Origin of the sequence: Pseudomonas sp. NPDC089569 (assembly GCF_050280625.1) — a bacterium.
In the GTDB taxonomy this organism is placed as follows: domain Bacteria; phylum Pseudomonadota; class Gammaproteobacteria; order Pseudomonadales; family Pseudomonadaceae; genus Aquipseudomonas.
In genome coordinates this window covers 23,153-48,120 of record NZ_JBNNVQ010000034.1, presented here as the reverse complement: position 1 = coordinate 48,120, position 24,968 = coordinate 23,153, and the positions used below count along the sequence as shown (strand labels likewise).

29 protein-coding genes, 1 pseudogene and 1 riboswitch are annotated in these 24,968 nt (G+C 59.7%); of the genes and pseudogenes, 13 read left to right on the top strand and 17 right to left on the bottom strand.

Annotated features, from left to right (window positions below; genetic code table 11):
* Nucleotides 1-27: 27 nt before the first annotated feature.
* A complete protein-coding gene (locus ACQKP2_RS15740; RefSeq protein WP_427577673.1) occupies nt 28-546 on the top strand; it encodes an acyloxyacyl hydrolase in 519 nt (172 codons plus the stop codon).
* 127 nt (nt 547-673) lie between these two features.
* Here ACQKP2_RS15740 and ACQKP2_RS15735 read toward each other — a convergent pair whose 3' ends face one another.
* The 6 genes from ACQKP2_RS15735 to ACQKP2_RS15710 form a co-directional block, all read right to left on the bottom strand.
* On the bottom strand, nt 674-979 hold the full coding sequence (locus tag ACQKP2_RS15735; RefSeq protein ID WP_427577672.1) for a YkgJ family cysteine cluster protein: 306 nt from the start codon (nt 977-979) through the stop codon (nt 674-676).
* A 77-nt stretch (nt 980-1,056) separates the two neighbouring features.
* Complete coding sequence (locus tag ACQKP2_RS15730) at nt 1,057-1,839, bottom strand: SDR family NAD(P)-dependent oxidoreductase (RefSeq protein WP_427577670.1); 783 nt, start codon at nt 1,837-1,839, stop codon at nt 1,057-1,059.
* A 96-nt stretch (nt 1,840-1,935) separates the two neighbouring features.
* Nucleotides 1,936-3,381, bottom strand: coding sequence for a deoxyribodipyrimidine photo-lyase (phrB, locus tag ACQKP2_RS15725; protein ID WP_427577669.1), 1,446 nt, complete (start codon nt 3,379-3,381; stop codon nt 1,936-1,938).
* Nucleotides 3,382-3,394: 13 nt separating this feature from the next.
* Nucleotides 3,395-4,336, bottom strand: a complete 942-nt coding sequence (locus tag ACQKP2_RS15720) for a MerR family transcriptional regulator (RefSeq protein WP_427577668.1) — start codon at nt 4,334-4,336, stop codon at nt 3,395-3,397.
* A complete protein-coding gene (locus tag ACQKP2_RS15715) occupies nt 4,336-5,292 on the bottom strand; it encodes a YbgA family protein (RefSeq protein WP_427577667.1) in 957 nt (318 codons plus the stop codon). The genes ACQKP2_RS15720 and ACQKP2_RS15715 overlap by 1 nt, the downstream gene beginning before the upstream one ends.
* Before the next feature lie 207 nt (nt 5,293-5,499).
* Nucleotides 5,500-6,486: an NAD(P)/FAD-dependent oxidoreductase gene (locus ACQKP2_RS15710; protein WP_427577666.1), complete on the bottom strand. Its 987-nt coding sequence runs from the start codon at nt 6,484-6,486 to the stop codon at nt 5,500-5,502.
* Between the two features lie 196 nt (nt 6,487-6,682).
* On the opposite strand from ACQKP2_RS15710, the gene ACQKP2_RS15705 reads away from it, so the two are divergent.
* On the top strand, nt 6,683-7,585 hold the full coding sequence (locus tag ACQKP2_RS15705; protein WP_427577665.1) for a TIGR01777 family oxidoreductase: 903 nt from the start codon (nt 6,683-6,685) through the stop codon (nt 7,583-7,585).
* Nucleotides 7,586-7,598: 13 nt separating this feature from the next.
* Nucleotides 7,599-8,621 (top strand): ferrochelatase, encoded by a 1,023-nt coding sequence (gene hemH, locus ACQKP2_RS15700; RefSeq protein ID WP_427577664.1) that lies wholly within the window; start codon nt 7,599-7,601, stop codon nt 8,619-8,621.
* Nucleotides 8,622-8,734: 113 nt separating this feature from the next.
* On the opposite strand, the gene ACQKP2_RS15695 is transcribed toward hemH, so the two are convergent.
* Nucleotides 8,735-10,009, bottom strand: coding sequence for a uracil-xanthine permease family protein (locus ACQKP2_RS15695; protein WP_427577663.1), 1,275 nt, complete (start codon nt 10,007-10,009; stop codon nt 8,735-8,737).
* Between the two features lie 2 nt (nt 10,010-10,011).
* On the bottom strand, nt 10,012-10,650 hold the full coding sequence (upp, locus tag ACQKP2_RS15690; RefSeq protein WP_427577662.1) for a uracil phosphoribosyltransferase: 639 nt from the start codon (nt 10,648-10,650) through the stop codon (nt 10,012-10,014).
* 175 nt (nt 10,651-10,825) lie between these two features.
* On the opposite strand from upp, the gene ACQKP2_RS15685 reads away from it, so the two are divergent.
* From ACQKP2_RS15685 to ACQKP2_RS15670, 4 genes are all read left to right on the top strand, one after another.
* Nucleotides 10,826-11,383 carry a hypoxanthine-guanine phosphoribosyltransferase gene (locus ACQKP2_RS15685; RefSeq protein ID WP_427577661.1) on the top strand — a complete coding sequence of 186 codons (558 nt, stop codon included), beginning with the start codon at nt 10,826-10,828 and terminating at the stop codon, nt 11,381-11,383.
* 4 nt (nt 11,384-11,387) lie between these two features.
* A complete protein-coding gene (locus tag ACQKP2_RS15680) occupies nt 11,388-11,861 on the top strand; it encodes a WbuC family cupin fold metalloprotein (protein WP_427577660.1) in 474 nt (157 codons plus the stop codon).
* Nucleotides 11,862-12,021: 160 nt separating this feature from the next.
* On the top strand, nt 12,022-12,507 hold the full coding sequence (locus ACQKP2_RS15675) for a hypothetical protein (protein ID WP_427577659.1): 486 nt from the start codon (nt 12,022-12,024) through the stop codon (nt 12,505-12,507).
* 63 nt (nt 12,508-12,570) lie between these two features.
* Nucleotides 12,571-12,858, top strand: a complete 288-nt coding sequence (locus ACQKP2_RS15670; RefSeq protein ID WP_427577658.1) for a PA4642 family protein — start codon at nt 12,571-12,573, stop codon at nt 12,856-12,858.
* Here the strand turns inward: ACQKP2_RS15670 and ACQKP2_RS15665 are convergent, their stop codons facing one another.
* From ACQKP2_RS15665 to ACQKP2_RS15655, 3 genes are all read right to left on the bottom strand, one after another.
* On the bottom strand, nt 12,859-13,008 hold the full coding sequence (locus tag ACQKP2_RS15665) for a hypothetical protein (RefSeq protein WP_427577657.1): 150 nt from the start codon (nt 13,006-13,008) through the stop codon (nt 12,859-12,861).
* A 9-nt stretch (nt 13,009-13,017) separates the two neighbouring features.
* Nucleotides 13,018-14,526: a malate dehydrogenase (quinone) gene (gene mqo, locus ACQKP2_RS15660; protein WP_427577655.1), complete on the bottom strand. Its 1,509-nt coding sequence runs from the start codon at nt 14,524-14,526 to the stop codon at nt 13,018-13,020.
* A 737-nt stretch (nt 14,527-15,263) separates the two neighbouring features.
* A complete protein-coding gene (locus tag ACQKP2_RS15655; RefSeq protein ID WP_427577653.1) occupies nt 15,264-15,497 on the bottom strand; it encodes a hypothetical protein in 234 nt (77 codons plus the stop codon).
* Between the two features lie 211 nt (nt 15,498-15,708).
* Between ACQKP2_RS15655 and ACQKP2_RS15650 the strand changes: the two genes are divergently transcribed.
* Complete coding sequence (locus tag ACQKP2_RS15650) at nt 15,709-16,293, top strand: YajG family lipoprotein (protein WP_427577652.1); 585 nt, start codon at nt 15,709-15,711, stop codon at nt 16,291-16,293.
* A 125-nt stretch (nt 16,294-16,418) separates the two neighbouring features.
* Here ACQKP2_RS15650 and ACQKP2_RS15645 read toward each other — a convergent pair whose 3' ends face one another.
* Nucleotides 16,419-16,625 (bottom strand): hypothetical protein, encoded by a 207-nt coding sequence (locus ACQKP2_RS15645; RefSeq protein ID WP_427577693.1) that lies wholly within the window; start codon nt 16,623-16,625, stop codon nt 16,419-16,421.
* Nucleotides 16,626-16,819: 194 nt separating this feature from the next.
* Here ACQKP2_RS15645 and ACQKP2_RS15640 point away from each other — a divergent pair, with 194 nt between their 5' ends.
* Entirely contained in the window at nt 16,820-17,098 is a 279-nt protein-coding gene (locus ACQKP2_RS15640; protein ID WP_427577651.1) for a hypothetical protein, read from the top strand.
* A gap of 71 nt (nt 17,099-17,169) precedes the next feature.
* Here the strand turns inward: ACQKP2_RS15640 and ACQKP2_RS15635 are convergent, their stop codons facing one another.
* The gene (locus tag ACQKP2_RS15635) at nt 17,170-18,333 is read right to left on the bottom strand and encodes a 1-acyl-sn-glycerol-3-phosphate acyltransferase (protein WP_427577650.1); all 1,164 of its coding nucleotides are present in this window, start codon (nt 18,331-18,333) and stop codon (nt 17,170-17,172) included.
* Nucleotides 18,334-18,475: 142 nt separating this feature from the next.
* Between ACQKP2_RS15635 and ACQKP2_RS15630 the strand changes: the two genes are divergently transcribed.
* Genes ACQKP2_RS15630 through ACQKP2_RS15620 form a run of 3 tightly spaced genes read left to right on the top strand, consistent with a single transcriptional unit; the run spans nt 18,476 to nt 19,587 of the window.
* The gene (locus tag ACQKP2_RS15630) at nt 18,476-18,658 is read left to right on the top strand and encodes a CPXCG motif-containing cysteine-rich protein (RefSeq protein WP_427577648.1); all 183 of its coding nucleotides are present in this window, start codon (nt 18,476-18,478) and stop codon (nt 18,656-18,658) included.
* 9 nt (nt 18,659-18,667) lie between these two features.
* A complete protein-coding gene (locus tag ACQKP2_RS15625; protein WP_427577646.1) occupies nt 18,668-18,928 on the top strand; it encodes a putative signal transducing protein in 261 nt (86 codons plus the stop codon).
* A 35-nt stretch (nt 18,929-18,963) separates the two neighbouring features.
* Nucleotides 18,964-19,587: an SOS response-associated peptidase gene (locus ACQKP2_RS15620; protein ID WP_427577645.1), complete on the top strand. Its 624-nt coding sequence runs from the start codon at nt 18,964-18,966 to the stop codon at nt 19,585-19,587.
* A gap of 221 nt (nt 19,588-19,808) precedes the next feature.
* On the opposite strand, the gene ACQKP2_RS15615 is transcribed toward ACQKP2_RS15620, so the two are convergent.
* Both ACQKP2_RS15615 and ACQKP2_RS15610 read right to left on the bottom strand, forming a co-directional pair.
* Nucleotides 19,809-20,552, bottom strand: a complete 744-nt coding sequence (locus tag ACQKP2_RS15615) for a methyl-accepting chemotaxis protein (protein WP_427577691.1) — start codon at nt 20,550-20,552, stop codon at nt 19,809-19,811.
* A 111-nt stretch (nt 20,553-20,663) separates the two neighbouring features.
* Nucleotides 20,664-20,861, bottom strand: a pseudogene (locus tag ACQKP2_RS15610) (HAMP domain-containing protein); the annotation flags it as partial.
* Between the two features lie 1,363 nt (nt 20,862-22,224).
* Here ACQKP2_RS15610 and ACQKP2_RS15605 point away from each other — a divergent pair.
* Entirely contained in the window at nt 22,225-23,040 is an 816-nt protein-coding gene (locus ACQKP2_RS15605; protein ID WP_427577644.1) for a M48 family metallopeptidase, read from the top strand.
* Between the two features lie 89 nt (nt 23,041-23,129).
* On the opposite strand, the gene ACQKP2_RS15600 is transcribed toward ACQKP2_RS15605, so the two are convergent.
* Entirely contained in the window at nt 23,130-23,714 is a 585-nt protein-coding gene (locus tag ACQKP2_RS15600; RefSeq protein WP_427577643.1) for a TMEM165/GDT1 family protein, read from the bottom strand.
* An 89-nt stretch (nt 23,715-23,803) separates the two neighbouring features.
* Nucleotides 23,804-23,928: riboswitch (yybP-ykoY riboswitch) on the bottom strand.
* A 39-nt stretch (nt 23,929-23,967) separates the two neighbouring features.
* Complete coding sequence (locus ACQKP2_RS15595) at nt 23,968-24,966, bottom strand: methyltransferase (protein ID WP_427577641.1); 999 nt, start codon at nt 24,964-24,966, stop codon at nt 23,968-23,970.
* Between the last annotated feature and the right edge of the window lie 2 nt (nt 24,967-24,968).

Here is a 24,968-nt window from a genome sequence, read left to right as displayed (position 1 = left end):
CGTAATCGTTCGGAAAAGGAAGTTTCTATGAAGCGACTATTCTGTTTGGCCGCGATTGCGGCCGCATTGGTGGGGCACAGTTTTACCGCACAGGCGGCAGGCGTGGAGTTCGCGGTCGGCCAGACCAGCGATTCAACCATGACTTACCGGTTGGGGATGCAGTTCGATTGGGACGAGAGCTGGTGGCAGACCGACGTCGGCCGTATGACCGGCTACTGGAATGGCGCCTACACCTACTGGGAAGGTGACAAAACCTCCAGTGCCAGCAGCCTGTCCTTCTCTCCCGTATTTGTTTACGAGTTTGCCGGTCAAAACGTCAAACCCTACGTCGAAGCAGGGATCGGCGTGGCGGTGTTTTCCCATACCCGACTCGAAAGCAATAACATCGGTGGCGCTTTTCAGTTTGAAGATCGATTCGGTTTTGGCCTGCGCTTCAATGGCGGGCACGAAGTCGGGGTGCGTGCCACGCATTATTCCAACGCCGGGCTCGCCAGTTCGAACGACGGTGTAGAGAGTTACTCGTTGCATTACACGATGCCGTTGTAAGCTCACGAGACATTTGAAAATGTGGGAGCGAGCCTGCTCGCGAAAGCGCAGTGACAGCCAGCATCAATATTGAATGCCAGGCTGCTACCACAAGCAGGTCGGCTCCCACACTGATGTTCGATTGATCTTAGCGATACGCCGTGGAAATACCCCGGCGCTCATCCAGGCATTCCTGCGCCCCCATCTCGAACTCCCGGCAAATCAGCGGGCGTCTTGCGTAGATGCTGCACCTCATCGTGTCGCGATCCAGCGCCGCACACCAGCCATCTTCCAGGCGCAACATGACTTCGCCACCCCAGTCATCGGTATCGACATACTGCTTGGGCACACCTGTGTCGGTAATCAGCATGACTTCGAGCTGACAGCAACAGGCCGCGCAGGTCGAGCATGTCACGGCCGACCCGGTGATTTGTGTGTGGGCAATGGTCTTCATGACACGCAGTGTAGGGGAGTGAGTCAGTGCTGTGTGAGTGCCCTGACGGATGCCCATCTGCTGGCGTCAGGCTTGATTCAAGGTCGGTCCTTGATCGGTGGACTGCTGCGTACCATGCGTTTGCCGATGGCCAGTACCATTCGATCAGGCAGGTTCGACATCGGCCAGAGGGCAGCCATGAACATGCCTGGAAATGTAATCTCCAGTGGGCGGTTTCTGAGCTTTTCAAGGATGTACCGTGCGGCTTTGTCCGCGGGCCAACTCAGCGGCATCGAAAGATCGCTTGGCTTGGTTGGCTGGGTGTTGAGGGGCCCCGGGCTGACCATCGTGACTTCAATCCCTTCCGGAGCCAGTTCGATACGCATGGATTCGAACAGGTGGCGCAAACCTGCTCTGGAAGCCCCATGAGCTTCTTTTCGGGGAAGCGGCAAGTAGGTCACTGAACTGGCCATGCCGATCAGGTGCGGCGCGGTACCGGCCCGCAGCAGCGGCAAGGCCGCTTCGGCGCAATAACTGCTGGCAAGCAGGTTGGTGCGAACCAGGTGTTCGACGATCGAATGGTCGAACTGACGGGCATCGACATGCTCGCAAGTACCGGCATTGAGGATTACCGTGTCCAGCGATCCCCAGGCATCGGCAATCTGTTCGCCGATTTCGCGAACGGTCTGGCTGTTGGTCAGATCACCCGCCAACACCAGCACCTGTCCGGGATAGCGTTGGGACAATACCTTGAGCGGTGCCGGCGAGCGTGAACTGAGGGCCAGATGAGCGCCGGTTTTCAATAGCTCCTCGGCCAGTGCAGCGCCAATGCCACTGCCCGCTCCGGTCAGCCAGTACCTGCGTGGGGACGTAAGACTCATACCGTTTCCCTTTTTAGCCAGGCAATCGCCCGGTCCGATGTCCATGAGTGTACATAAAACAGGGTATTGGTCTGGATAACCAATCCTTTCCCGGAATTATTCACTATAGCCTCCTGCATGCTGCCGTGATGGCAGGTCCTTGAATGCCGCCAGGGCGCGCTCGCGCGACGCACTGAGATCGACAATGGGGAGCGGATAATCCGCGACACCGAACAAACCGCCGAGATTCGCCGGGTTGTGCACATCCTTTCTGCTCAGTTCTGCCAGTGCCGGCAACCAGTGCTTGATGAACCGGCCTTCGGCGTCGAATTTTTCCGATTGGCTCAGCGGGTTGAAAATCCGGAAGTAGGGGGCTGAGTCGGTTCCTGTGGATGAGCTCCATTGCCAGCCGCCATTGTTTGCCGCCAGGTCGCCATCAATCAGATGACGCATGAAAAAGCGCTCGCCTTCGCGCCAGTCGATCAACAGGTTCTTGGTCAGGAACATCGCCACGATCATGCGCAAGCGATTGTGCATCCAGCCGGTCTCCAGCAGTTGGCGCATGGCGGCATCAATGATCGGAAAACCGGTGCGAGCCTCTTGCCAGGCAGCGAGGTCTTGCGGAGCGTGACGCCAAGCCAGGGCTTCGGTTTCCGGACGAAAGGCCCGGTGCCTGGAAACCCTTGGGTAGCCCACCAAAATGTGTTTATAGAACTCGCGCCATAACAATTCATTGATCCAGGTCATTGAACCGGCTTTTCCGCTGGCGAATTCACCCTGGTTGCTTTGCAGGGCTGCGTGCAGGCATTGACGGGGGGAAATCACCCCGGCCGCCAGGTAGGGCGATAGTTGGCTGGTACCGGGTTTCGCCGGGAAGTCGCGTTCGCTCTGGTAGTCATCGATCTGCGCATCGGTAAAAGTGTCGAGGCGCCGCCGGGCTTCGCCTTCACCGGCCGGCCACAATGCGCGCAGGCTTTGCGTTGGCGTGGCGAACCCCTGGATGCAGGCAGGGATCGCGTCACTGGCAATATTCAGGGGGGCTTGCGCCGCCGGTGTGCCGACCAAGTGGGGCAGGGCGTGGTACAGGCGTTCGTGGCAGACCTTGCGGAACTGACTGAAAACCTGGAAGTAAGTGCCGGTCCTGGTCAGCACGCTGCCGGGTTTGAACAGCAACTGATCGAGATAGCAATGCACATCGATGCCTTGTGCCCCCAGCGCTTGGATAACAGCCGCATCGCGGCGCGATTCATGAATGCCGTACTCCTCGTTGAGGTGCACGGCATCGATGTTCAACTGCCGGCAAAGATCCGACAGAGTGCCGGGCACATCCTCCCAGCGAGGTGCCTGGCGGATCAACAGGGGGATGTTCAGTTCGCCCAGTGCTTGTTTGAGTGCATGGAGATTGCGTAGCCAGAAGTCGACTTTGCAGGGGGCGTCGTCGTGTTGCTGCCATTGATCGGGACTGAGCAGATACAACGCCACGCTCGGCCCTGCGGCCGCCGCAGCCGACAGAGCGGTGTTGTCGCTTACGCGCAAGTCGCTGCGCAACCAGATCAATTGCATGGGCGTGTCCACATTAAAGAAGTCCCCGCTGGACCAGGACCTGTTGAACCGACAACGGGTCTTGCGCCAGGAACAGTTCAGCGACTTGCTGTGTTGTTGCGGATAACTCGGCGTGGTGTATGCACACCGCAGGTCCGGCGATTATTTTGGGGCAGGTGACGCCATTCAACAGTTTCGCCAGCTGCGCCAGGTCCATGGCTTTACTGGCATACAGCAGAACGCCCCTGGGTTGCAGGCGATCAACGGCCAATGCGAGTTCACCGCAGGGCAGTGGCCAGTCAAAAACCTCCACAGGGCAATCGGCACTGCTGATCAGCCACGCGGTGAGCCAGAGTTGAGGCTCCATGGGCAGGTCCGATTGGTTGATCAGCAGGAGTGGCGCGGCGTGAAGCTGGCGGTTGTTATGGTAGATGCGTGCACCGAATTTGCTGCGCAGCCAGGAATAAAAAAACACGCGCTCCATCTGTGCGCCGAACTGTCCCTGCCAGCGTCGCTCCAGTTCCGCCAGCAACGGCATCAACAGTTGCTGGCACAGGGTGCGCGGCGGATACAACGCCATGGCCTGGTTGATGGTGTCATCCAGGATTCGCTCAGTCAGTCGCATGACCGCCTGAAGCAATGTCTGGCGCAGCCCAAGCCAGTCGTTTTCCGCCGATTCGCTGAAGGCCTGAGGGGTGTCGAGCAGTTGTTTGACCTGGCTGATGGCGACACCGCGGTTGAGCCAGGTGAGAATCGCCTGGATCCGTTTCACGTGATCGGCGGCAAACAGGCGATGCCCCTTGGGGGTGCGTTGCGGCACGATCAGGCCATAGCGCCGCTCCCAGGCACGCAGGGTGATAGCGTTGACGCCGGTTTGCCTGGCGACCTCGCGGATCGGCAGCCAGCCTTCGTCGAGGGCTTTCTTGAAGTCTGTCGCTTGTCCATCGCAAGCGCTGCTATCGAGTTGGGCTTTCATCAGATGGCGTTTCGCAAACTGAGGTTTTCCGGGTGCGGTTGCAGGTAGACCTGCTGCGCAATGTACGGATCCGGGTGTTGGCGAAAGTGATGCTTGAGCAGCGTCAGTGGCACCACCAACGGGACGACTCCCTGGCGATACTGGCTGATGACATGCTGGACTTCCTGTTTGTCCTCGCTGCTGATCACCTGTTTCAGATAGCCGCTGATGTGCTGCAGGACATTGCTGTGGGTGCCTCGCGTGGCGCACTTTTTCAGCGCCGTCATCAACTCGCTGAAATAGCGCGGACCGAGCTCCTGCGGATCGCTGCGGCCCATGCTGCCCAGCAGGTTGCCCAGGGCCTTGTATTGCACCGGATTGTGGGCCATCAGCAGGTACTTGTAGCGCGAATGAAATTGCGTGAGGCCGTGACGGCTCAGGCCTTGTTGCAGCAATTGCTGCCAGGCGCTGTAGGCAAACACGCGGACAAGGAAGTTTTCTCGCAGGACCGGGTCATGGAGACGGCCTTCCTCTTCCACCGGCAAGTCGGGATGCAAGGTACAAAAAGCGCGGGCATAGATTCCTCGGCCGGAACCTGTCGGCGCGCCATTGGCATGGTAGACCTTGACCCGCTCCAGGCCACAGGACGGCGATTTCTGCAAGAAGATGTAGCCGCATATGTCGTCAAGTTCAGCCGCCATTTGTTGCCCATACTCGGCCAGCGCTGCGGTGACGTTAAGCTGGCGATCGCGGGTGCCGACGGCTTCGGGGCGGTCCGGATCGCCTACCAGACGGATGGGCTCGCGCGGAATGCCCAGGCCGATGCCGACCTCCGGGCAAACCGGTACCCAATCGAAGTAATCAGCCAGGATGCCGCTGCACAAGTGCGATGCCTTGTGCCCGCCGTTATAGCGCACCGCTGCACCCATCAGGCAGGCGCTGATGGCAATTCTCGGTTTGGTGGCGGGCAGGGGCATCGAAGCACCTCGAAATCATAACTTGTACAGATTATAAAATTTGTACAACGTTGTTTGATCATAGGTGCAAACATGTACAAGTCAAATAATTCGTACAGGTTTTCTGACGGCTTGTGAGCCAACCGGATCGATAAAAAGTGCTTTCGCGGGGTAGCGCGGGAGCTGCTATCGGAGCCGACAGCAGCTATAGGCCTGAATCAATGTGCCTTATTGAAGGTGCTCATGCAGGCGGCGTGCGGCTTCCTGGCCGCTGAGCCAGGCCCCTTCGACGCGTCCGGACAGACACCAGTCGCCGCAGGCGTAAAGGCCCAGATCGGCATCGGCGAGGGTGCCCCACTCATGGTTGCTGCCGGGGCGGGCATAGAGCCAGCGGTGGGCGAGGCTGAAAGTCGGTGCGGGCATGGAATCGTGCAGCAATTCGGCGAACGCGCCATGCAGCTGTTCGATCACCGCCTCTTTTGGCAAATCGATATGCTGCCGGCTCCAGGCGCTGGTGGCGTGCAGCACCCAAGTGTCGAGGGTGTTATCGCGTCCCGGTTTACTGCGGTTGCGCGCCAGCCAGTCCAGCGGGCTGTCCTGCACAAAGCAGCCTTCCATGGGCGTATCCAGCGGTGTTTCGAAGGCCAGCGCAATCGCCCAGGTGGGGTCCATTTTTACCCCGGCGGCGGCGCCGGCGAGTTTCGGTGCCGAGGCCAGCAGCGCGGTCGCCTGGGGTGCCGGCGTGGCGACGATCACATGGCTGAACGGGCCGTGCGTAAAGCCTTCGGCGTCCTGCAGATGCCAGTGTTCTTCACCGCGATAGACCTCGGTGATCCGGCAGGCGAAATGCACTTCGAGATCGCCGATCAGGGCGCGGGTAATGGCACTCATGCGAGGCGTGCCGACCCAGCGAGTCTGCTCGTCCGGCGACAGATTGAGCTGGCCGCCATGGTAGGTGTAGAGCTGGGGTGTCCATTCGGCGACCCAGCCGTTGGCTTGCCAGCGCTGGACTTCGGTGACGAATCGGCGGTCGCGGGCCGTGAAATATTGCGCGCCCATGTCCAGGGCGCCCGCGTCGCTGCGCTTGCTCGACATGCGCCCACCACTGCCGCGGCTCTTGTCGAACAGCTGCACGACATGCCCTGCGTCTGTCAGGGCTTGCGCGGCCGAGAGTCCGGCGATGCCGGTGCCGATGATTGCGATAGGTACAGTCATAAGGGCCTCGTTTACCTTTCTGTACAGACTACGCCTGGGTTTAAACCTGTACAATTTTGTTTTTCTGTATAGCTTTTTATCTTTCGTTTTGACAGCTTGGCCTATTGTTAAACACAGACTCTGCTCGATATCAAAGATCCCTTGCTTATAAAAATAGACTAGTGATCAGGGTAAAACGCCACGCGAGGAAGAAGTCATGCACATATTGCTGACCGGCGGTACTGGTTTGATAGGACGTCAGCTCTGCCGATACTGGTTAAGCCAGGGACATCACCTGTCGGTCTGGAGTCGCCGGCCTGAAAAAGTCGCAAAAATCTGTGGTGCTCAAGTGCGTGGCGTCGCCCGGCTCGAAGATCTCGGGCAAGCGCCCGTCGATGCCGTCATCAATCTTGCCGGCGCCCCGATTGCCGATCGTCCCTGGACTCACAAGCGCAAAGCGCTGTTGTGGAGCAGCCGCATCACGGTGACGGAAACATTGCTGACCTGGCTCGAAGGCCGCGAGCAGAAGCCGCAGGTCTTGATTTCCGGTTCTGCGGTCGGCTGGTACGGCGATGGCGGGGAGCGTGAGCTGACCGAGAACTCGCCACCGGTGATCGACGATTTCGCCAGTCAGTTGTGCATTGCCTGGGAGGAAACCGCCCAGCGCGCCGAAGCGCTGGGTATTCGCGTCATCTTCATCCGCACAGGCCTGGTGTTATCCGCCGAGGGCGGCTTTTTGTCGCGCCTGCTGCTTCCCTTCAAACTGGGCCTGGGCGGCCCGATTGGCAACGGCCGGCAGTGGATGTCATGGATCCATATCACTGACCAGATCGCCCTGATTGATTTTCTTCTGCATCGCAATGAAGCCAGCGGTCCCTATAATGCCTGCGCACCGAAGCCGGTGCGCAATCGCGAGTTCGCCAAAACCCTGGGCAGTGTGCTGCATCGCCCGGCGTTCATGCCGATGCCGAGCCTTGTACTGAAGGTCGGCCTGGGCGAGCTGTCATTGTTGTTGCTGGGAGGGCAGCGGGCCGCACCGACTCGTTTGCTCAAGGCCGGTTTCGCTTTCCGGTTCACTGATTTGCGCGCGGCCCTGGACGATCTGTCCAGCCGCCTCTGAAATAGGACGTTGCATGACCGATCACGCGTTGCTTCTGGTCAATCTGGGCTCTCCCGCCTCCACCTCGGTGGCGGATGTGCGCAGCTACCTCAATCAGTTTCTGATGGACCCGTACGTGATCGACCTGCCATGGCCGCTAAGGCGCCTGTTGGTCTCGTTGATCCTGCTCAAGCGCCCGGAGCAGTCTGCCCACGCTTATGCCTCGATCTGGTGGCAGGAGGGCTCGCCACTGGTGGTGCTCAGTCGACGCCTGCAACAGGCGATGACTGCCCAATGGCATCACGGTCCGGTCGAGCTGGCGATGCGTTATGGCGAGCCGTCCATTGAATCAGGCTTGCTGCGCCTGGCAGCCAAGGGCCTCAAACGCATTACCCTGGCACCGCTTTATCCACAGTTCGCCGACAGTACCACTACCACCGTGATTGAAGAGGCCAGGCGGGTCGTGCGAGAGAAAAAACTCGACCTGCAACTGTCGGTGCTTCAGCCGTTCTACGACCAGCCCGAATACCTCGATGCCCTGGTGGCCACGGCAAAGCCTTACCTGCAACAGGATTACGATCACCTGCTGCTCAGCTTCCATGGTTTGCCGGAGCGGCACCTGAAAAAACTCAATCCCGGCCACAGCTTCGAGGGCGGCGGCGATTGTTGCGCCGGAGCGCCGCCGGAAGTGGTTGCCACCTGTTATCGCGGACAATGCCTGCGCACAGCCGCAGAGTTTGCCAAGCGCATGGGGTTGCCGGACGACAAGTGGTCGGTGTCGTTTCAATCGCGTCTGGGGCGTGCCAAATGGATCGAGCCTTATACCGAAGCACGTCTTGATGAGCTGGCTAAAAGCGGTGTGAAGAAGGTATTAGTGATGTGTCCGGCATTCGTTGCCGACTGCATCGAGACGCTGGAGGAGATCGGTGATCGCGGGCTGGAACAGTTCCGCGAAGCGGGGGGCGAGGAATTGGTGCTGGTGCCCTGCCTCAACGATGATCCGCAGTGGGTGCGGGCGTTGAGTGCCTTGTGCGAGAGAGCGCCGTTGGTGTTGTAAAAGCATCGCGGGCAAGCCCGCTCCCACAGGTATTGCCGGCGTTCACAGAATTTGTGTTCGACCGAGAACCTTGTGGGAGCGGGCTTGCCCGCGATGGCGTACTTGAGACCTGCTTAGATCAGCGGCTCATCCGCCTTCTTGTGCTTCCAGCTGTCATTGCCCGGCAGGATCAGGTTCAGGGCAATGGCCACCACCGCGCACAACGCGATGCCTTTGAGGCCGAAGTCATCGGGACCTGTACCGGTGCCGATCAGCACACCGCCAATCCCGAACACCAGGGTCACCGAAACAATCACCAGATTGCGCGCCTCGCCCAGGTCGATCTTGTGACGGATCAACGTGTTCATGCCCACGGCAGCGATCGAACCGAACAACAGGCAGAGGATCCCGCCCATCACCGGCACCGGAATGCTTTGCAGCAGTGCGCCGAACTTGCCGATAAATGCCAGGCTGATGGCGAAGATCGCCGCCCAGGTCATGATTTTCGGGTTGTAGTTCTTGGTCAGCATCACCGCGCCGGTTACCTCGGCATAGGTGGTGTTGGGCGGTCCGCCGAACAGGCCGGCTGCGGTGGTGGCGATGCCGTCGCCCAGCAAAGTGCGATGCAGGCCAGGTTTTTTCAGGTAATCGCGACCGGTCACGCTACCCACCGCGATCACACCACCGATGTGCTCGATGGCCGGAGCCAGGGCTACCGGGACGATGAACAGAATCGCCTGCCAGTTGAATTCCGGCGCGGTGAAGTTCGGTAGCGCGAACCACGGCGCGGCGGCAATTTTCGCGGTATCGACCACGCCGAAGTAAAACGACAGAGCGAATCCAACCAGTACACCGGAAATGATCGGTACCAGGCGGAAGATGCCTTTGCCGAATACCGCCACGATCAGCGTGGTCAGCAGCGCCGGCATCGAAATCATCATTGCGGTCTGGTAATGGATCAGTTCGGAACCGTCGCCTGCCTTGCCCATCGCCATGTTCGCGGCAATCGGCGCCATGGCCAGGCCGATGGAGATAATGACCGGACCGATCACTACGGGTGGTAACAGACGATCAATGAAGCTGGTGCCCTTGATCTTCACGGCAAGGCCCAGAAAGGTGTAGACGAAGCCGGCCGCCATCACGCCGCCCATGGTCGCGGCCAGGCCAAACTGGCCCTTGGCGAGAATGATCGGGGTGATGAAGGCAAAGCTCGAGGCCAGGAACACCGGCACCTGACGCCCGGTGACGATCTGGAACAGAATCGTCCCCAGGCCGGCGGTAAACAGCGCCACGTTTGGATCAAGGCCGGTAATCAGCGGCATCAACACCAGGGCACCGAAGGCCACGAACAGCATCTGTGCGCCGGACAGCACCGTGCGCCAGAGCGGATCGTTGAATTCGTCCTGCATGGTCACGCGTCCTTCTGCTTGGTGCCGAAAATCTTGTCGCCGGCATCGCCCAGGCCCGGGATGATGTAGCCGTGTTCGTTGAGTTTCTGGTCGATGGACGCGGTGTAGATGGTGACGTCCGGGTGAGCTTTCTCCACCACGGCAATGCCTTCCGGTGCAGCGACCAGGACCATGGCGCGAATGTCCTTGCAGCCCGCCTTTTTCAGCAGATCGATGGTGGCGACCATCGAACCGCCGGTGGCGAGCATCGGGTCGATGATCATCGCCAGGCGTTCGTCGATTTCCGGTACCAGTTTTTCCAGGTAAGTATGGGCTTCGAGGGTTTCCTCGTTGCGGGCTACGCCCACGGCGCTGACCTTTGCCCCGGGAATCAGGCTCAGTACGCCGTCGAGCATGCCGATGCCGGCGCGCAGGATCGGCACAACGGTAATCTTCTTGCCGGCGATTTTTTCGACCGAGACCGTGCCGCACCAACCGTCGATATCGTAGGTTTCCAACGGCAGGTCTTTGGTGGCTTCATAGGTCAGCAGGGCGCCGACTTCCTGAGCGAGTTCACGAAAATTCTTCGTGCTGATGTCTGCGCGGCGCATAAGGCCAAGTTTGTGACGGATCAGCGGGTGGCGGATCTCGAGGATGGGCATGGGAAAGGCTCCGGCGGCGGGCAAAAAAACCGGCCTAGATTAATCTATCCGAGGGTGTTGTCCTATAGACATACAGTACGTTAGTCCACAAACGCTTGATCTGGCCGTGCGGGATGCGTACCTTTGCCCGCTTTTCCAAATCCGTCCCTGCCCCTAACGCCCCTTGGAGAGCGCCATGTCCGCTAATCTCGAGCATATCCGTCAAATCATGCGAGAGGCTGACTGCCTGTACACCGAAGCTGAAGTCGAGGCGGCCATCGCCCGTGTCGGTGCACAAATCAACGATCAACTGGCGGACAGCAATCCGGTGGTGTTCTGCGTGATGAACGGCGGGTTGATTTTCTCCGGCAAACTGCTGACTCACCTGAACTTCCCGCTGGAGGCCTCCTATCTGCACGCCACTCGTTATCGCAATGAAACCAGCGGTGGCGAGCTGTTCTGGAAAGCCAAGCCGGAAATCTCGTTCATCGACCGCGATGTGCTGATCATCGATGACATCCTCGATGAAGGTCACACCCTGGGTGCGATCATCGACTTCTGCAAACATGCCGGTGCCCGCGCCGTGCACACGGCCGTGTTGATCGACAAAGACCACGACCGCAAGGCTCGCCCGGACCTGAAGGCCGACTTCGTCGGTTTGCCATGTGTCGACCGTTACATCTTCGGGTACGGCATGGACTACAAAGGCTACTGGCGCAACGCCAACGGAATTTTTGCCGTTAAAGGAATGTAAGAACATGACCGTGCCTCGCTTTTTTGATCAGTCCCTGTTTACCGAGCTGGCCGAAAAAGCGGCGGCCAGTCCCCGCGGCCGTCAGCACCACAACTTCCACCAGATGGAGGACGCGTGCCACCGCATGGCGATCGGCCTGCAGCCGAACACCTATATTCCTCCGCACCGCCACTTGGGCGAGAGCAGGGACGAGACCCTGTTGGTTCTCAAGGGGCGTCTTGGGCTGTTGATTTTCGACGAGACCGGTGGGGTGGTGAAAAAGCAGGTTCTGCAGGCCGGTGGTGATTGCGTCGGCGTGGATTTACCCACGGGTGTATTCCACGGTCTGGTGGCGCTGGAGGCCGACAGCCTGATGTTCGAATGCAAGGCCGGTCCTTACCGTCCGGTTGGTCAGGGTGAAATCGCCGATTGGGCGCCCCGTGAGGGCGAACCGGGCGCCGCCGAGTATCAGGCCTGGATGCGCTCGCAGTTCGACTGATCCGCCCCTCTGTAGGAGCGAGCAAGCTCGCGATGGTCGTTAACGATAACGCTGGCCGCCTGATACCCCGCGGCGATCTTGCGACCATCGCGAGCCTGCTCGCTCCTACAGAAGCCTCATGCGCGTGCTAAAGTGCCCGGCCTCGCCCCCGGAGCCCGTCATGAGCCCTTTGATCCGCAGCTGCGCAGCCCTGTTGCTGACCCTTAGCCTGCCCCTGGCCGCCGCCCCCGCACCGATGCATGCACAATTTCTGCCGCCGGATGACCTGACCTTGCGTGAGGCCGAACCCGAGCAGCAACAACTGCTGCAAGTTACTGAATATTCCGTGGTGGTCGGGAGTCAGCGTCAGTCCAATCAGCAGCCGATTCCAGTCACGTCGCCACTGATGATTCGTCTCAAGGGCAAGTCGCTGAACAAGGGCGCGACCATCAATCAGGTACTGGTCAATTTCGATGGCGAGAGCAAAAGCCTGAAAAAACCGGTCTACGACGACACGAGCAAGACCCTGACACTCTATTACCCCCTGGCCCAGTACCGGGTGGTGATCGATCTGCTGCGCAATGACACGGTGTATTGCCAGTTCCTCAGTTATGCCAACGGCCATGTGTGGGCCGATCTGCATACCGGTAGCGTTCGTCCGCGTTGAGTGACGGACCCGCGCAGGGGTAAACTGCCCGCCCCGTGAAATGTCTGCGAGCTGGAGTCGGCAATGCGTAAAGATAAAAAACAAGTGATTGGTGACGAAATCGGCGATGGCCAGATCAAGTTGTTCCTCGATTTCGAACCGGTCGACGCCACTTCGCCTTCGTTGCACAAACTGATCAAGGCCTACCGTGGCCTGCGCATCGATGATTTCGAGCGATTCCTGGCGTTTTTCGTCGAGGCCGGTTACGACCTGAACGGCAAGGACGAGCAGGGCAATGATTTCGTCGCGTTGATCCAGGATCAGCGCAATGCACCGGATTACATCGAGCTGATCAAAAAGGCTCGCGGCTGATCAATTGGTGACCCTTGTAACGCCGTTGCCGCTGTAGGAGCACGGCTGGCCGGCGATGGCGTCTTGGAAATAGCCTTCGCCGGCAAGCCGTGCTCCTACAGGCAGGCAAAAAAAACGCCCCGCACTCAACGAGTACGGGGCGTTTTTCATGGGGCGGGATCAGGCGTAGCTTTCGGTTTCGCTGCTTGCCTCGACCAGTTCCAGCGCAACGTTGTTCTGCGCGTTGATCTTGCGATACAGCGCAGCGTCGGTTTCCAGGACTTTCTCACGGGCCGGGAAGATTTCCGCCAGTTTGGCCGCCCATTCGCCCTTGGCTTTGGCCGGGAAGCATTTTTCGATCAATTCCAGCATGATCGAAACAGTCACCGATGCGCCTGGCGAAGCGCCGAGCAGGGCGGCAAGGGAACCGTCCTTGGCTGCAACCAGCTCGGTACCGAACTGCAGCACACCGCCTTTCTTCGGATCTTTCTTGATGATCTGAACCCGTTGGCCAGCCACTTCCAGGCGCCAGTCTTCGGCTTTGGCTTGCGGGTAGAAACGGCGCAGGGATTCCAGGCGCTGCTCCATCGACTGCATCACTTCACTGACCAGGTATTTGGTCAGGTCCATGTTGTTTTTCGCCACGGCCAGCATCGGGCCGATGTTGCCGGCGCGAACCGACATCGGCAGGTCCATGAAGGAACCGTGCTTGAGGAACTTGGTGGTGAAGCCGGCGTAAGGTCCGAACAGCAGGGATTTCTTGCCGTCGACCACGCGGGTGTCCAGGTGCGGCACGGACATCGGTGGCGAACCGACGGCAGCCTGGCTGTACACCTTGGCTTGGTGGTGCTTGACCACTTCCGGGTTGTCGCAACGCAGCCACTGGCCGCTGATCGGGAAGCCACCGAAGCCTTTGCTTTCTTCGATACCCGAAGCCTGCAGCAGAGGCAGTGCAGCACCGCCAGCGCCGAGGAACACGAACTTGGCGTCGACTTCACGGCTGTTGCCGCTGTTGACGTCCTTGATGCTGACGGTCCAGCCGCCATTGCTGCGCTTGAGACCGGTCACGCGCTTGCAGTACTTGACCTGGGCATCGGGTGCGCTGGTCAGGTGCTTGAGCAACTGGTTGGTCAGGGCGCCGAAGTTGACGTCGGTGCCATTGATCACACGAGTGGCGGCCAGGACCTGATCGGCTGGACGGCCCGGCATCATCAGCGGCATCCACTCGGCCATCTTGGCTTTGTCTTCGGTGTATTCCATATCGGCGAAGGCATGGTGCTTGCTCAGCAGCTTGAAACGCTCCTTGAGGAACGACACGCCTTTGTCGCCTTCCACGTAGCTCAGGTGAGGCACCGGGCTGATGAAGGACTTGCAGGAACCGAAGGTGCCTTTTTTGGTCAGGTACGACCAGAACTGCTTCGACACCTCGAATTGGGTGTTGATATGCACGGCTTTCTTGATGTCGACAGTGCCATCGGCAGCCTGTGGCGTGTAATTGAGCTCACACAGGCCGGCGTGGCCGGTACCGGCGTTGTTCCACGGGTTGGAACTTTCCGCGGCCCCGGAGTCCATCAGCTCGACGACTTCCAGCTTGATTGCGGGGTCGAGCTCTTTGAGCAGTACTGCGAGGGTGGCACTCATGATGCCGGCCCCAACCAGAACTACGTCGACTGCTTCGTTATGCGCCATTTAACGCGTCTCCAAAATCTGCAGCACCAAATTGACGGCATGGCTGCCAGGAGTGACGGGGCGTGTCTGTGTTGCCCCAGGTACCCATGGCAGGATCGCCATGTCCGAATCTTCGCAATTTTCGCAACTTCGACGGACGCTACCTGCCGGGTTGATCAGAGTCCCATGAACTCATTTCAACGGGCGGCTGGCAATTCGACTTATGGTCGATACATCCGTTCGTGCAACCAAATCCGTAGCGGACAGGCTTCAGGCTCCGGTGTTCGAGGCGTACTCGGTCCTGTGTCGTTGGGCTGTTGTAGACGCTAATGGTGCATATTCAGACGCAAAACTATTCATTTGCTCGCCACACTCTTGTGAAGTTGTGAAAACCCGTTTTTTTCACGCTCTTTTGGAGACGTGAACCTCAAAAAGGGCTGTCCCAGCCTGGCACCGTGCCCGGAGGGTTTGCCGCCAAATGATGCAAGGCAGGCAAATCGGGCAGACAGCTCAGTGACCGAGCGGAATGACAGCTCTGCAGATTCACGCAAAGCGGCGTTTTTGCTGGGTGGGCAGCAAGCGCGCCAACTTGACACGATCTGTGTGGGCGGCTCTCTGTGGGCGGTGCGGGGTGTCAATACCGGGGCATTGACGATGCAGCGAGGCCCGATCAGGAGACGTCCTTATAATCGGGGGGAGATTGTAGCGAAGAAATGCAGGGAAATGGTCGTGTTTATTGACTTTTATTAGGCGTCTGGTCAGTTGAATGACGGTTGTAGCGCCCGTGGCAGGCGCTGCCGGTCGGTGACGAGGGCGCCGGCGGGCAATGGGTGATGCAGCCAGCTCAGGCGAATTTCTTCGATTTCGACCCAACCTTCGCCCATAGGCTTCAAGCTGCATTGCTTGAATGCCTGGCAATGACCGTTGTGATCGAGCAGGGCAAAGCAGCGATGCAGGGGGCGTGGCGCGAATAAAGTGATGAGTGAGCGCATGGGCGATACCTTTTTTCGATAAACCTGCCAGCAAAAATGTCAGCAAGTCGTTACGCGAAGGTGAATGGAAAATGAACGGCCTGTGACACCGAACTGCGATCCACGGGAACTGTCAGATATTTCAGTAATCGCCGCGAGAACGCCCCTAGTTAGTCACGGTGGCGCGCCGCTATACTGCCGGCCGGTTTGTGCCTGATTCTGGAGAGTAAGCATGTTGCAACGTCTGTTGTTCGGTTTGATCACTGTGACCAGTTTGACGCTGGTCGGTTGCGCCCACAGCCCGCAACAACTGAGCCCTGAACCCAAGCTGACGGCTCAACTGGCCCCGGTAGGCCATGGTCAGCCAGTGATGGTGCGCGTGGTGGACGGGCGTCCGTCGCCAACCCTGGGCACCCGTGGTGGCCTGTACCCGGAAACCAGCGCGATTACCGTGCAAGGCCAGCAGATCCTGCCGAAACTGCAGGCTCAGGCCGAAGCAGCCGTGCGTCTGCTGGGCTTCACGCCGACAGCCAATGCAATGAATGCCCCGCAACTGACCGTCACCCTGACCGAGTTGAAGTACCAGTCGCCCAAAGAGGGCATGTACGTGACCGAAGCCACCATCGGCGCGACCTTCCGCTCCGATGTGCAGAACGCCAATCGTCGTTACAGCGGCCGTTATGGTTCGTCCCTGGACCAGCGTTTCGGCATGGCACCGAATCAGGAAACCAACACCAAACTGGTCAGCGATGTGCTCAGCGATGCGTTGACGCGCCTGTTCAAGGACCCGACCGTGGGTCAGATCCTCGGCGAATAACGCTGATCACTGTAGGAGCGAGCACGCTCGCGATGGTGGACGCTACACCGCGGGGTATCAGGTGCCCCGCGTACACGTTGAAGCCCATCGCGAGCATGCTCGCTCCTACAGGGAGATACGCCGTATCAGGCGGCTTGTGAGTAGAAATCCAGCACGCTCACGCCCGTCAGCAAGTCCGTTTCCGGAAGATCGGCGTGCTGATGGCCACCCAGTGCGCAATACACCAGCCAGTGGCGGTCCTGAACATTGAAGGCCAGGCTGCCGACGAGGGTTTGCTGTTCGTCGCTGTGGGCAATGAGATAGAGGCGATCCTGATTTTCGGCGTGGAGCATGACCAGATCCGTGTCGGTTTCGAGGGACGCCAGACTGGCGTATTCAGATGACGAAGCCATGACTCAGGGCAGCCATTGGTCAATTGTTCCGTTTTTTGTCGCAAAGGTGAGGGCGGGCAAGGAGGCTTTCGGTAGAATCCCCGCCGCGCTCGCCGGTTCGGCGCTTGCCACACCTGTTTTGCTTGAGGTTCGTGATGTCGCTGCATTTGATGACGCTGTTTACCGCCCATCCCGCCAAATTGATCAACTTGCTGGCCTTGTTCCTTGCCTTTCCGGGCAGCTGGTTGCTGCACGCCACCCGTCGCCGTGAGCAACGTGCGATGGCCAGTCTTCAGGCGCAGCGCCAGAGTCGTCCCAGCGAAGAACCGACGCTGGACTGGGCGACCCTGCGCATGAACCGGTTTTTCTACTGCTTCGGCTTCGCCTGTATGGGGCTGGCATTGTTGGTATCGTGGATCAGCACCCAGGTCTGAAGCAGCTTGCGATGACTCGATAAACGCAAACGGCGCCCGAGGGCGCCGTTTTGCTGTCCCGCCGAAAACGCTTAAAGCGCCAGGCCGGCCTTGATCCGGTATTGATTACGCACCGGTGTCGCGTATTGCAGGATCAGGTACGGGCGATGCTCCTCCGGGCAGGCGTCCAGGCGTTGCTGCCATTGCTCCCGGGCCTTGGCCAGTTCGTCGGCCGGAAACATCGCGGCGGCGTCCGGCACCTGCAATTGCGGGTCGGTGTCTTTCCACTGGGCGTACGCGAGGAAGTGCACCGGGAACAAGCGATAACCACCCAGAATCTGCTTGTCCATCTCGACCGCCAGTTGTTTGGTGTCTTCGAACAGCTCAGTGATCGGCGCGGCGAAGTTCACATGCACCCGACCCTTGTAGCCGGTGATGCCCTTGGCGATGCTCACGTCGTCTTCGCCCGGTGCCTTGGTGTAACTGCCAGTGGTGGCACGGATGTACAGCTCGCGTGCCTTGGCCTGGTCGCAGGGGTCGTATTCGTAGCTGATCGACACCGGCGTCAGGTTCAACGAACGGATGACTTCGCCGAAAGGTTCGTCCTTGCGGCTCATGTGGAACATCTTGAGGATCGCCGACTCGGTGCGGTCGTCGCCGTCCTTTGCCCGGCCTTCGGCCTGGGCGATCCAGATCGAGGCGCAATCGTTGCGAATCGAGTGGTTGATGTAGGCCGACAGCAGTTGATAAGCCGCCATCTTCTCGCGACGCCCGGTGATCGAGCGATGCACGATGAAGCTCTTGTTCAGGCGCATCAGGTCGCTGACGAAGGGCTTTTGCAGCAGGTTGTCGCCAATGGCAATGCGCGGGGTCGGCAAACCGGCGTGGTACACGGCATAGTTGACGAAGGCCGGGTCCATGACGATGTCGCGGTGATTGGCGATGAACAGGTAGGCGCTGCCGGACTTGAACTGCTCGACGCCGGTGTAGGTGACCCCGTCCGTGGCGCGTTCGATGGTGTGGTCGACGTAATACTCGACTTTGTCCTGCAATGTAGCCACCGACGTGACATCGGCGAACTCGCGACGCAGGCGATGAGCTATAAGAGGTTTGAGCATCCAGCCGAGGGCACCGGCAAAACGCGGGAAGCGGAAGTGGGTGAGGATATCTAGAAACGCCTTGTCGCCGAGCAGTCGTGCCAGCACCGCTGGGACTTCACTGTCGTCGTAAGGTCGGATGGCATCGAATTCGCCCATCATGCTCTCTTGTTGGAAACGGCTAGGGTAAGTAAAGGTTCTGATCGAAAACCCGCGGGGCACGGTCTGAAAAAGTAGCCAGACAAAAATAGCCCTGCAAATAGACCGGCGATTATACGCACAAGTCACCTGGGAGACCGCGATGCTGGAAAGTGCAGTGTACGAATGTCCGTATTGTGGCGAGGAAGTCGAGACCACGCTGGATTTGTCAGGGGGGGATCAGACCTATATTGAAGATTGTCAGGTGTGCTGCAGGCCGATTACTTTTGTATTGCAGGTTCACGAAGACGAATGGCTACTCGAGGTTTTCTCTGAAAACGAATGAGGGGCACGTATGCAGCGAATCTATGAGCCGGAAAACCTGATGGAGGGCGAGTTGCTGCAAGGCATGCTCGCCAGCGAGGGCATCGAGGCCCATCTGGTGGGCCGCGATCTGGTCGGTGCCAGCGGTGAATTGCCGATCTTCGGGTTGCTGGGCCTTGCCGTGGAAAACGACCAGGCCGAATACGCCCGCGAGCTGATCCGTGCGTACAATGCTGCGCTGCCGCTGTCGGGGGAGGAACCGGACAGCTTTCCCGGCACGCTGGTCTGTTAGGCTGGCGTTCGTTTGATCAAGAGTCGTGCTGCCCCATGTGTGGACGTTATGCCCTGTTTCGCTGGAATCCGGCCTTTGCGGCCCTGCCTGGCTTTCCCGCCGATCAGCAGGCGCAGTGGAATATTTCCCCCAATGATTCGGTGTTGATCCTGCGGGCCGGCGAGGAAGGCGGACGCAACCTGGCCCGAGCGCGTTGGGGGCTGACGCCGCCCTGGTTGACCGATCTGTCCCGCACCCCGGCCCATGCCCGCGCCGAAACCGTGGCCGAGCAGCCAATGTTTCGCGAAGCCTTGCGCCTTCGTCGCTGCCTGCTGCCGGCCAACGGCTTCTATGAATGGCGCGGTACGACGCGCAAGCGTCCGTACTGGCTGACGCCGGGGGAGGGCTCGTCGCTGTTCTTCGCGGCGATCTGGGAGGCGTATCCGGTGCAGGAACAGGTGTGGCTGAGCACGGCGGTCATCACCCAGCCAGCGGCCAGTCAGCGCCGGCCGTTGATTCTCGATGAAGCGGGGCAGGCAGCCTGGCTGGATCCCGAGACGCCGCTGCATGTCCTGCAAGCGTTGTTGGCCAGTGAGCCCGCCGCCTTGCGCGAGCGGGTGCTGGCCAACATGGTCAATGATCCCAAGCTCAATGGGCCGGAGTGCCTGACGCCGGGTTGATGTGTTGTCTGCACTGACGCCTTCGCCGTAGGAGCCAGGCTTGCCGGCGAACGACGATAACTCGGTTCTACAGATACACCACGGCGTTTGGTTCGCCTGTAGGAGCCAGGCTTGCCGGCGAACGACGATAACTCGGTTCTACAGATACACCACGGCGTTTGGTTCGCGGGCAAGCCTCGCTCCTACAGGCGATCCGACTTGCCCGCGAATGGGTTTCTGAATCAGACCTTGAACTGATTGATCAGCCGCCGCTGCTGCTCGGCCAGTTTGGTCAGGTCGGCACTGGCCGCGCTCGATTCATCCGCGCCGCCCGCCACTTCATTGGCCACTTGCCCGATGTTGATCACGTTGCGGTTGATGTCGTCAGCCACGGCGCTTTGCTCTTCGGCCGCACTGGCGATCTGGGTGTTCATGTCGTTGATCACCGACACCGCCTGAGTGATGGTTTCCAGCGCCTCGGCGGCCTTGGCCGCGTGTTGCACACTTTCGTCGGTGCGGGTCTGGCTGTCCTCCATGACACGCACCACATCCCGCGTACCCTGTTGCAGCTGTTGAATCATGGTCTGGATTTCTTCGGTCGCCTTCTGGGTTTTCTGCGCCAGATTGCGCACCTCATCGGCCACCACCGCAAATCCACGGCCCTGTTCACCGGCACGGGCCGCCTCGATGGCTGCGTTCAGTGCCAACAGGTTGGTCTGCTCGGCAATCCCGCGAATGGCGGTGAGGATCGCATTGATGTTTTCGCTGTCCTTGGCCAGTGTTTGCACCACACCCACTGCGCGACCGATTTCCACGGCCAATGCGCCGATGGACGCCGAAGTGTCATGGACGATCAGCTTGCCCTGGCTCGCGGCTTGATCGGCGTGGCTGGCGGCTTGCGCGGCCTGGGTCGCATTGCGCGCAACATCCTGCGCAGTGGCGGTCATTTCCTGCACCGCGGTGGCCACCTGGTCGATTTCGGCCATCTGCTTGTGAACCCCGGTGTTGGTGCGAATGGCAATGTCGGCGGTGTGTTCCGACGAATCGCTGACGCTCTGCACCGAAGTCACCACTTGGGTGATCATCGCCTGCAACTTGGCCAGGAAGGTGTTGAAGCCCTTGGCGATCGAGCCCAGTTCATCGGAACGATCGCTGGTCAGTCGGCGCGTCAGGTCGCCTTCGCCTTGCGCGATGTCGTCGAGCATGGCGACCATTTGCTTGAGTGGACGGGCAATGCCGTGGCCCACCAGCCAGATCACCAGCAAGCCGATGCCGGCGATCAGCAGGCCGACCATGGCCATGCCGAACGTGTCCGAATTGCGCTGAGTATTCAGGTCAGCCTGGAGCTTTTGCAGATCGGCCATGACCGCGTTCAACGGCAGTTGCAGCATTAATGTCCAGCGGGCGTCGGTTTGACCGATGCCGAACGGCAGGTACAACTCGATCCGGCCCTGGGCCTTGTCGACGGTATAGGTGACCTCGCCGCGCTTGAGATTGGCCATGTTGGCGATCTGCTTGCTGTCGAGGATGTCACTGACTTTTTCGCCGAATTTGCTCGGGTCCTTGGTGTAGGCGACGATCCGGCCATTGCCGCCGATCAGGGCCATTTCCCCGGCGCCGCTGTAGAGCTTCTGGTTGGCGCCAAGGAGCATTTCCTGGATGAAGTTCACCGACAGGTCGGCGCCGACGATGCCCTGGAAGGTGCCGTTGAGCATGATCGGTTCGATGAAGGAAGCGAGCATGACGATTTTGTCGCCGACCTTGTAGGGCGCCGGGTCGATCACGCAGGATTTTTTGGTTTCCTTGGAGCACAGGTAGTACTCGCTGGCACGCACGCCAGTGGACAGGGTTTTCTGGTCATCCACGTCCACCAGTTTGTCCAGGCCCAGGCTGCCGTCATCGTTGCGGAACCACCAGGGCAGGAAACGGCCATTGCTGGCATCGATGCCGACGACCTTGGTGCCGACATAGGCTGCATCGTTGTGGTCCAGTGCGTTGGTTTCCCAGCCGATGTAAGTGCCAAGGATTTTCGGGTTTTTCGCCACGTTCTCCTTGATCAGACCGATCAGTTGTTCACGGCTCAGGCTCAGTGCGGGCTGGCCATCGGGACCCGGGGTGCCGATCAGCGCGTTGACCCGCACCAGGCCGCCGGCAATCAACAGCGGTGCTTCGAGCTCGCGCTGAATCTGGCTGACCTGGGTCTGCGCCAGCGACGTCAGGCGCTGCTCGATGACTTGCTCGAACTGCGCCTGGGTCCGTTGCTGAACCATGTCTTGCGTCCGCGCCCCGGAAAACAGTGCATAAACGACCAGGGCCGCTACGACACTAAGTACGATGGCGCCGGCCAGGGCCGCCACGGAAAACTGGATCGACTTGAATTTCATGGGTGCTCCGCACGCGAAAGGTCATCTGCGGAGGTGTATCGGCACAGAAATGAGAGGACATGAATGAGCGGCAGCGAAATGACCGTTTTTGAACGGTGGATGTCGCAAACAAATCGGTGGGAGACGCAATCGAGCGGGGCTCGGCACGGTATGTGAATTTTTTCCTACGCTGGTGAGAGCTTTTTCCGAAACAGGCGTCTTATGACCATTGTATCTGGCGTCGATACACTTCCACGCCTAGGATACGCGGCATGTTTTCAGGGAGCTTTTTTCAATGAACAAAACATTGGCTTTGTGTGCACTGAGCGCAAGTTTGCTGCTTGCCGGTTGCCAGTCGGTCAACACCACCAGCGGCGGCGCCGTGGGCGTTGAGCGCAAACAGTACATGTTCAGCATGTTGTCCTCGCAAGAGGTCGACCAGATGTACGCCCAGTCCTACCAGAAGACTGTCGGCGAAGCCTCCAGCAAAGGTGTGCTGGACAAGACCAGCAATGAAGCCAAACGCGTTCAGGCCATTGCCGACCGGCTGATTGCCCAGACGCCGAACTTTCGCCCGGATGCGGCGCAATGGAAGTGGGAAGTCAACCTGATCAAGAGCGATGAGCTCAATGCCAACTGCGGGCCTGGCGGCAAGATCATTTTCTACACCGGGCTGATCGATAACCTGAAGCTCACCGACGACGAGATCGCTGCGGTCATGGGGCATGAAATCGCCCACGCACTGCGTGAACACGGTCGTGAAGCCATGTCCAAGGCTTACGGTATCGAAATGGCCAAGCAGGGTGCCGGTGCCTTGCTCGGTCTGGGCCAGGACAGCCTGGCGCTGGCTGACGCCGTGGCCAACTACGGCATGACCTTGCCCAACAGTCGCGAAAATGAAAACGAGGCGGACCTTATCGGTCTGGAACTGGCCGCCCGCGCCGGTTACAACCCGAACGCCGCGATCACCCTGTGGAACAAGATGAGCAAGGCATCGGAAGGTGCGCCACCGGAATTCATGAGCACTCACCCCAATTCCGCCAGCCGCATTGCGTCGTTGCAGGCGGCGATTCCGAAAGTCATGCCTTTGTACGAACAGGCCAAAAAGTAATCGGGTGGCGTCACCGCGGGCAAACCTTGCTCCTGTAGGAGCGAGGCTTGCCCGCGAAGAACGATAACGCGATCCAGCGACCTATCGCGTCAAACCCACCCGCTGCTCTGCATCGCCTTGTACACCGCGACAATCGCCAGGATGAAGAATGCCGACGCTGCCAGGCGACGGATGAGCGTCAGTGGCAGTTTGTCCGCTGCAAAATTACCCGCCAGAACCACCGGCACGTTGGCAATCAGCATCCCTGCGGTGGTACCGATGATCACCAGCCAAAGCTCCGGATACTGCGCGGCGAGCATCACGGTCGCGATCTGGGTCTTGTCGCCGATTTCCGCCAGGAAAAACGCAATCAATGTGGTCAGGAAAGGGCCGAACTTGCGGGCAGTGCTGGCCTCGTCCTCATCCATCTTGTCCGGCACCAGGGTCCACAGTGCGGTTGCGGTGAAGCTCGCCGCGAGGATCCAGTGCAATAACGTATCGGAGAAGAAACTGCCGACCCAGGCGCCTACCGCGCCGGCTGCCGCGTGGTTGGCCAGGGTGGCCGCGACGATGCCGGCGATGATCGGCCAGGGTTTGCGGAAGCGGGCAGCGAGAATGAGCGCGAGCAGTTGCGTCTTGTCGCCGATTTCGGCCAAGGCAACGATTGCGGTGGGAACCAGTAATGAATCCAGCATCAGGGGTTTTCCTAAGGGGCGGGTCGACACGGCTATGACACGTACAGCCTTCCCGCCCCGGGTAAGGTGTGCGTGTCATAGGTCTTGTCAAACCCTGCGATCCGTCTGGTGCGGACGCTTGGGTCGCATGCGCCATGGTCTGAGGACCAAGTATGTTGACGCATGCCGGACGAGCATGGCGCTCGTGGGAGACTACTCCCCTAGGACGGAGCGGATTTTGCCTAGGCAAAACCGATAGGGCAAGTACAAATTTCTAGCCGCGTCTGGCGCTGTAGATCCTGAATCCCTGTCCTTCGGCCTTGATCGTACAGGCGCCGAGGTGCTCCTCGATCAGCGGTTGATACTTCAGGAAGCTGTTGGCAACCAAGCGTAGTTCGCCACCGGTTTTCAGATGTTTGGCTGCTTTTCGCAGCAAGTTTTCCGTCGCGTAGTAGTCGGTATGGACACCGGTATGGAACGGCGGATTGCTCAGGATTGTGTTCAAGCCCATGGGCGCGGCATCGATGCCGTCACCGGTAATGACGTCGGCTTCCAGACCGTTGGCCGCCAGGGTCATGCGGCTGCTGGCGGCAGCGAACGCATCGACATCCAGCAGAGTGACCTGATTGTGTGGATAACGACGTTTCACTGCCGCACCCAACACCCCCGCGCCACAACCGAAGTCCAGTAAATGGCCGCTCGGCAGTTTGTCCAGATGCTCCAGCAACAGTGCGCTACCGCGATCCAGGCGGCCATGGCTGAAGACGCCTGGCAGGCTGATGACCTTGAGCGGACCTTCGGCCAGCGGCAACTCGAATGTCTGGGCCAGGCTCTCCAGTGGTTTGGCCTGCGGAGCATTGCTCACGGTGACTTGCCAGAGTTGGCAATGCCGCGCGCTGTCGAGCTTGCGCGGCTTGCCGAACGGGTTCAGTTGCTTGGCCGCGCCCTCGATGCCGCTGCGTTTTTCCCCGACCAGATACACCTCGCGCCCTTCAAGGCGCGAGGCCACGGCATTGAGGATGTAATCGGTCAGATCCTTGGACTTGGGCAGGAACACCACGGCCGCGTCGAATTCGAACGCTGGCGCGCTCACGCCAAAATCGCTGCGCCCGGCAAAGCGTGCATCCAGTGCGGCTTGATCACCCGCATGCCAGCACCAGCCGCGAGCGGCGGGCAGGCGCCCGAGCAGGTCGTCCGCCGGTAAACCGGCCAGCAGCACCGGCCCCTGGAATAATTCAGCCTGACGAAGCAGTACTTCACTGCGCGGATCCATAA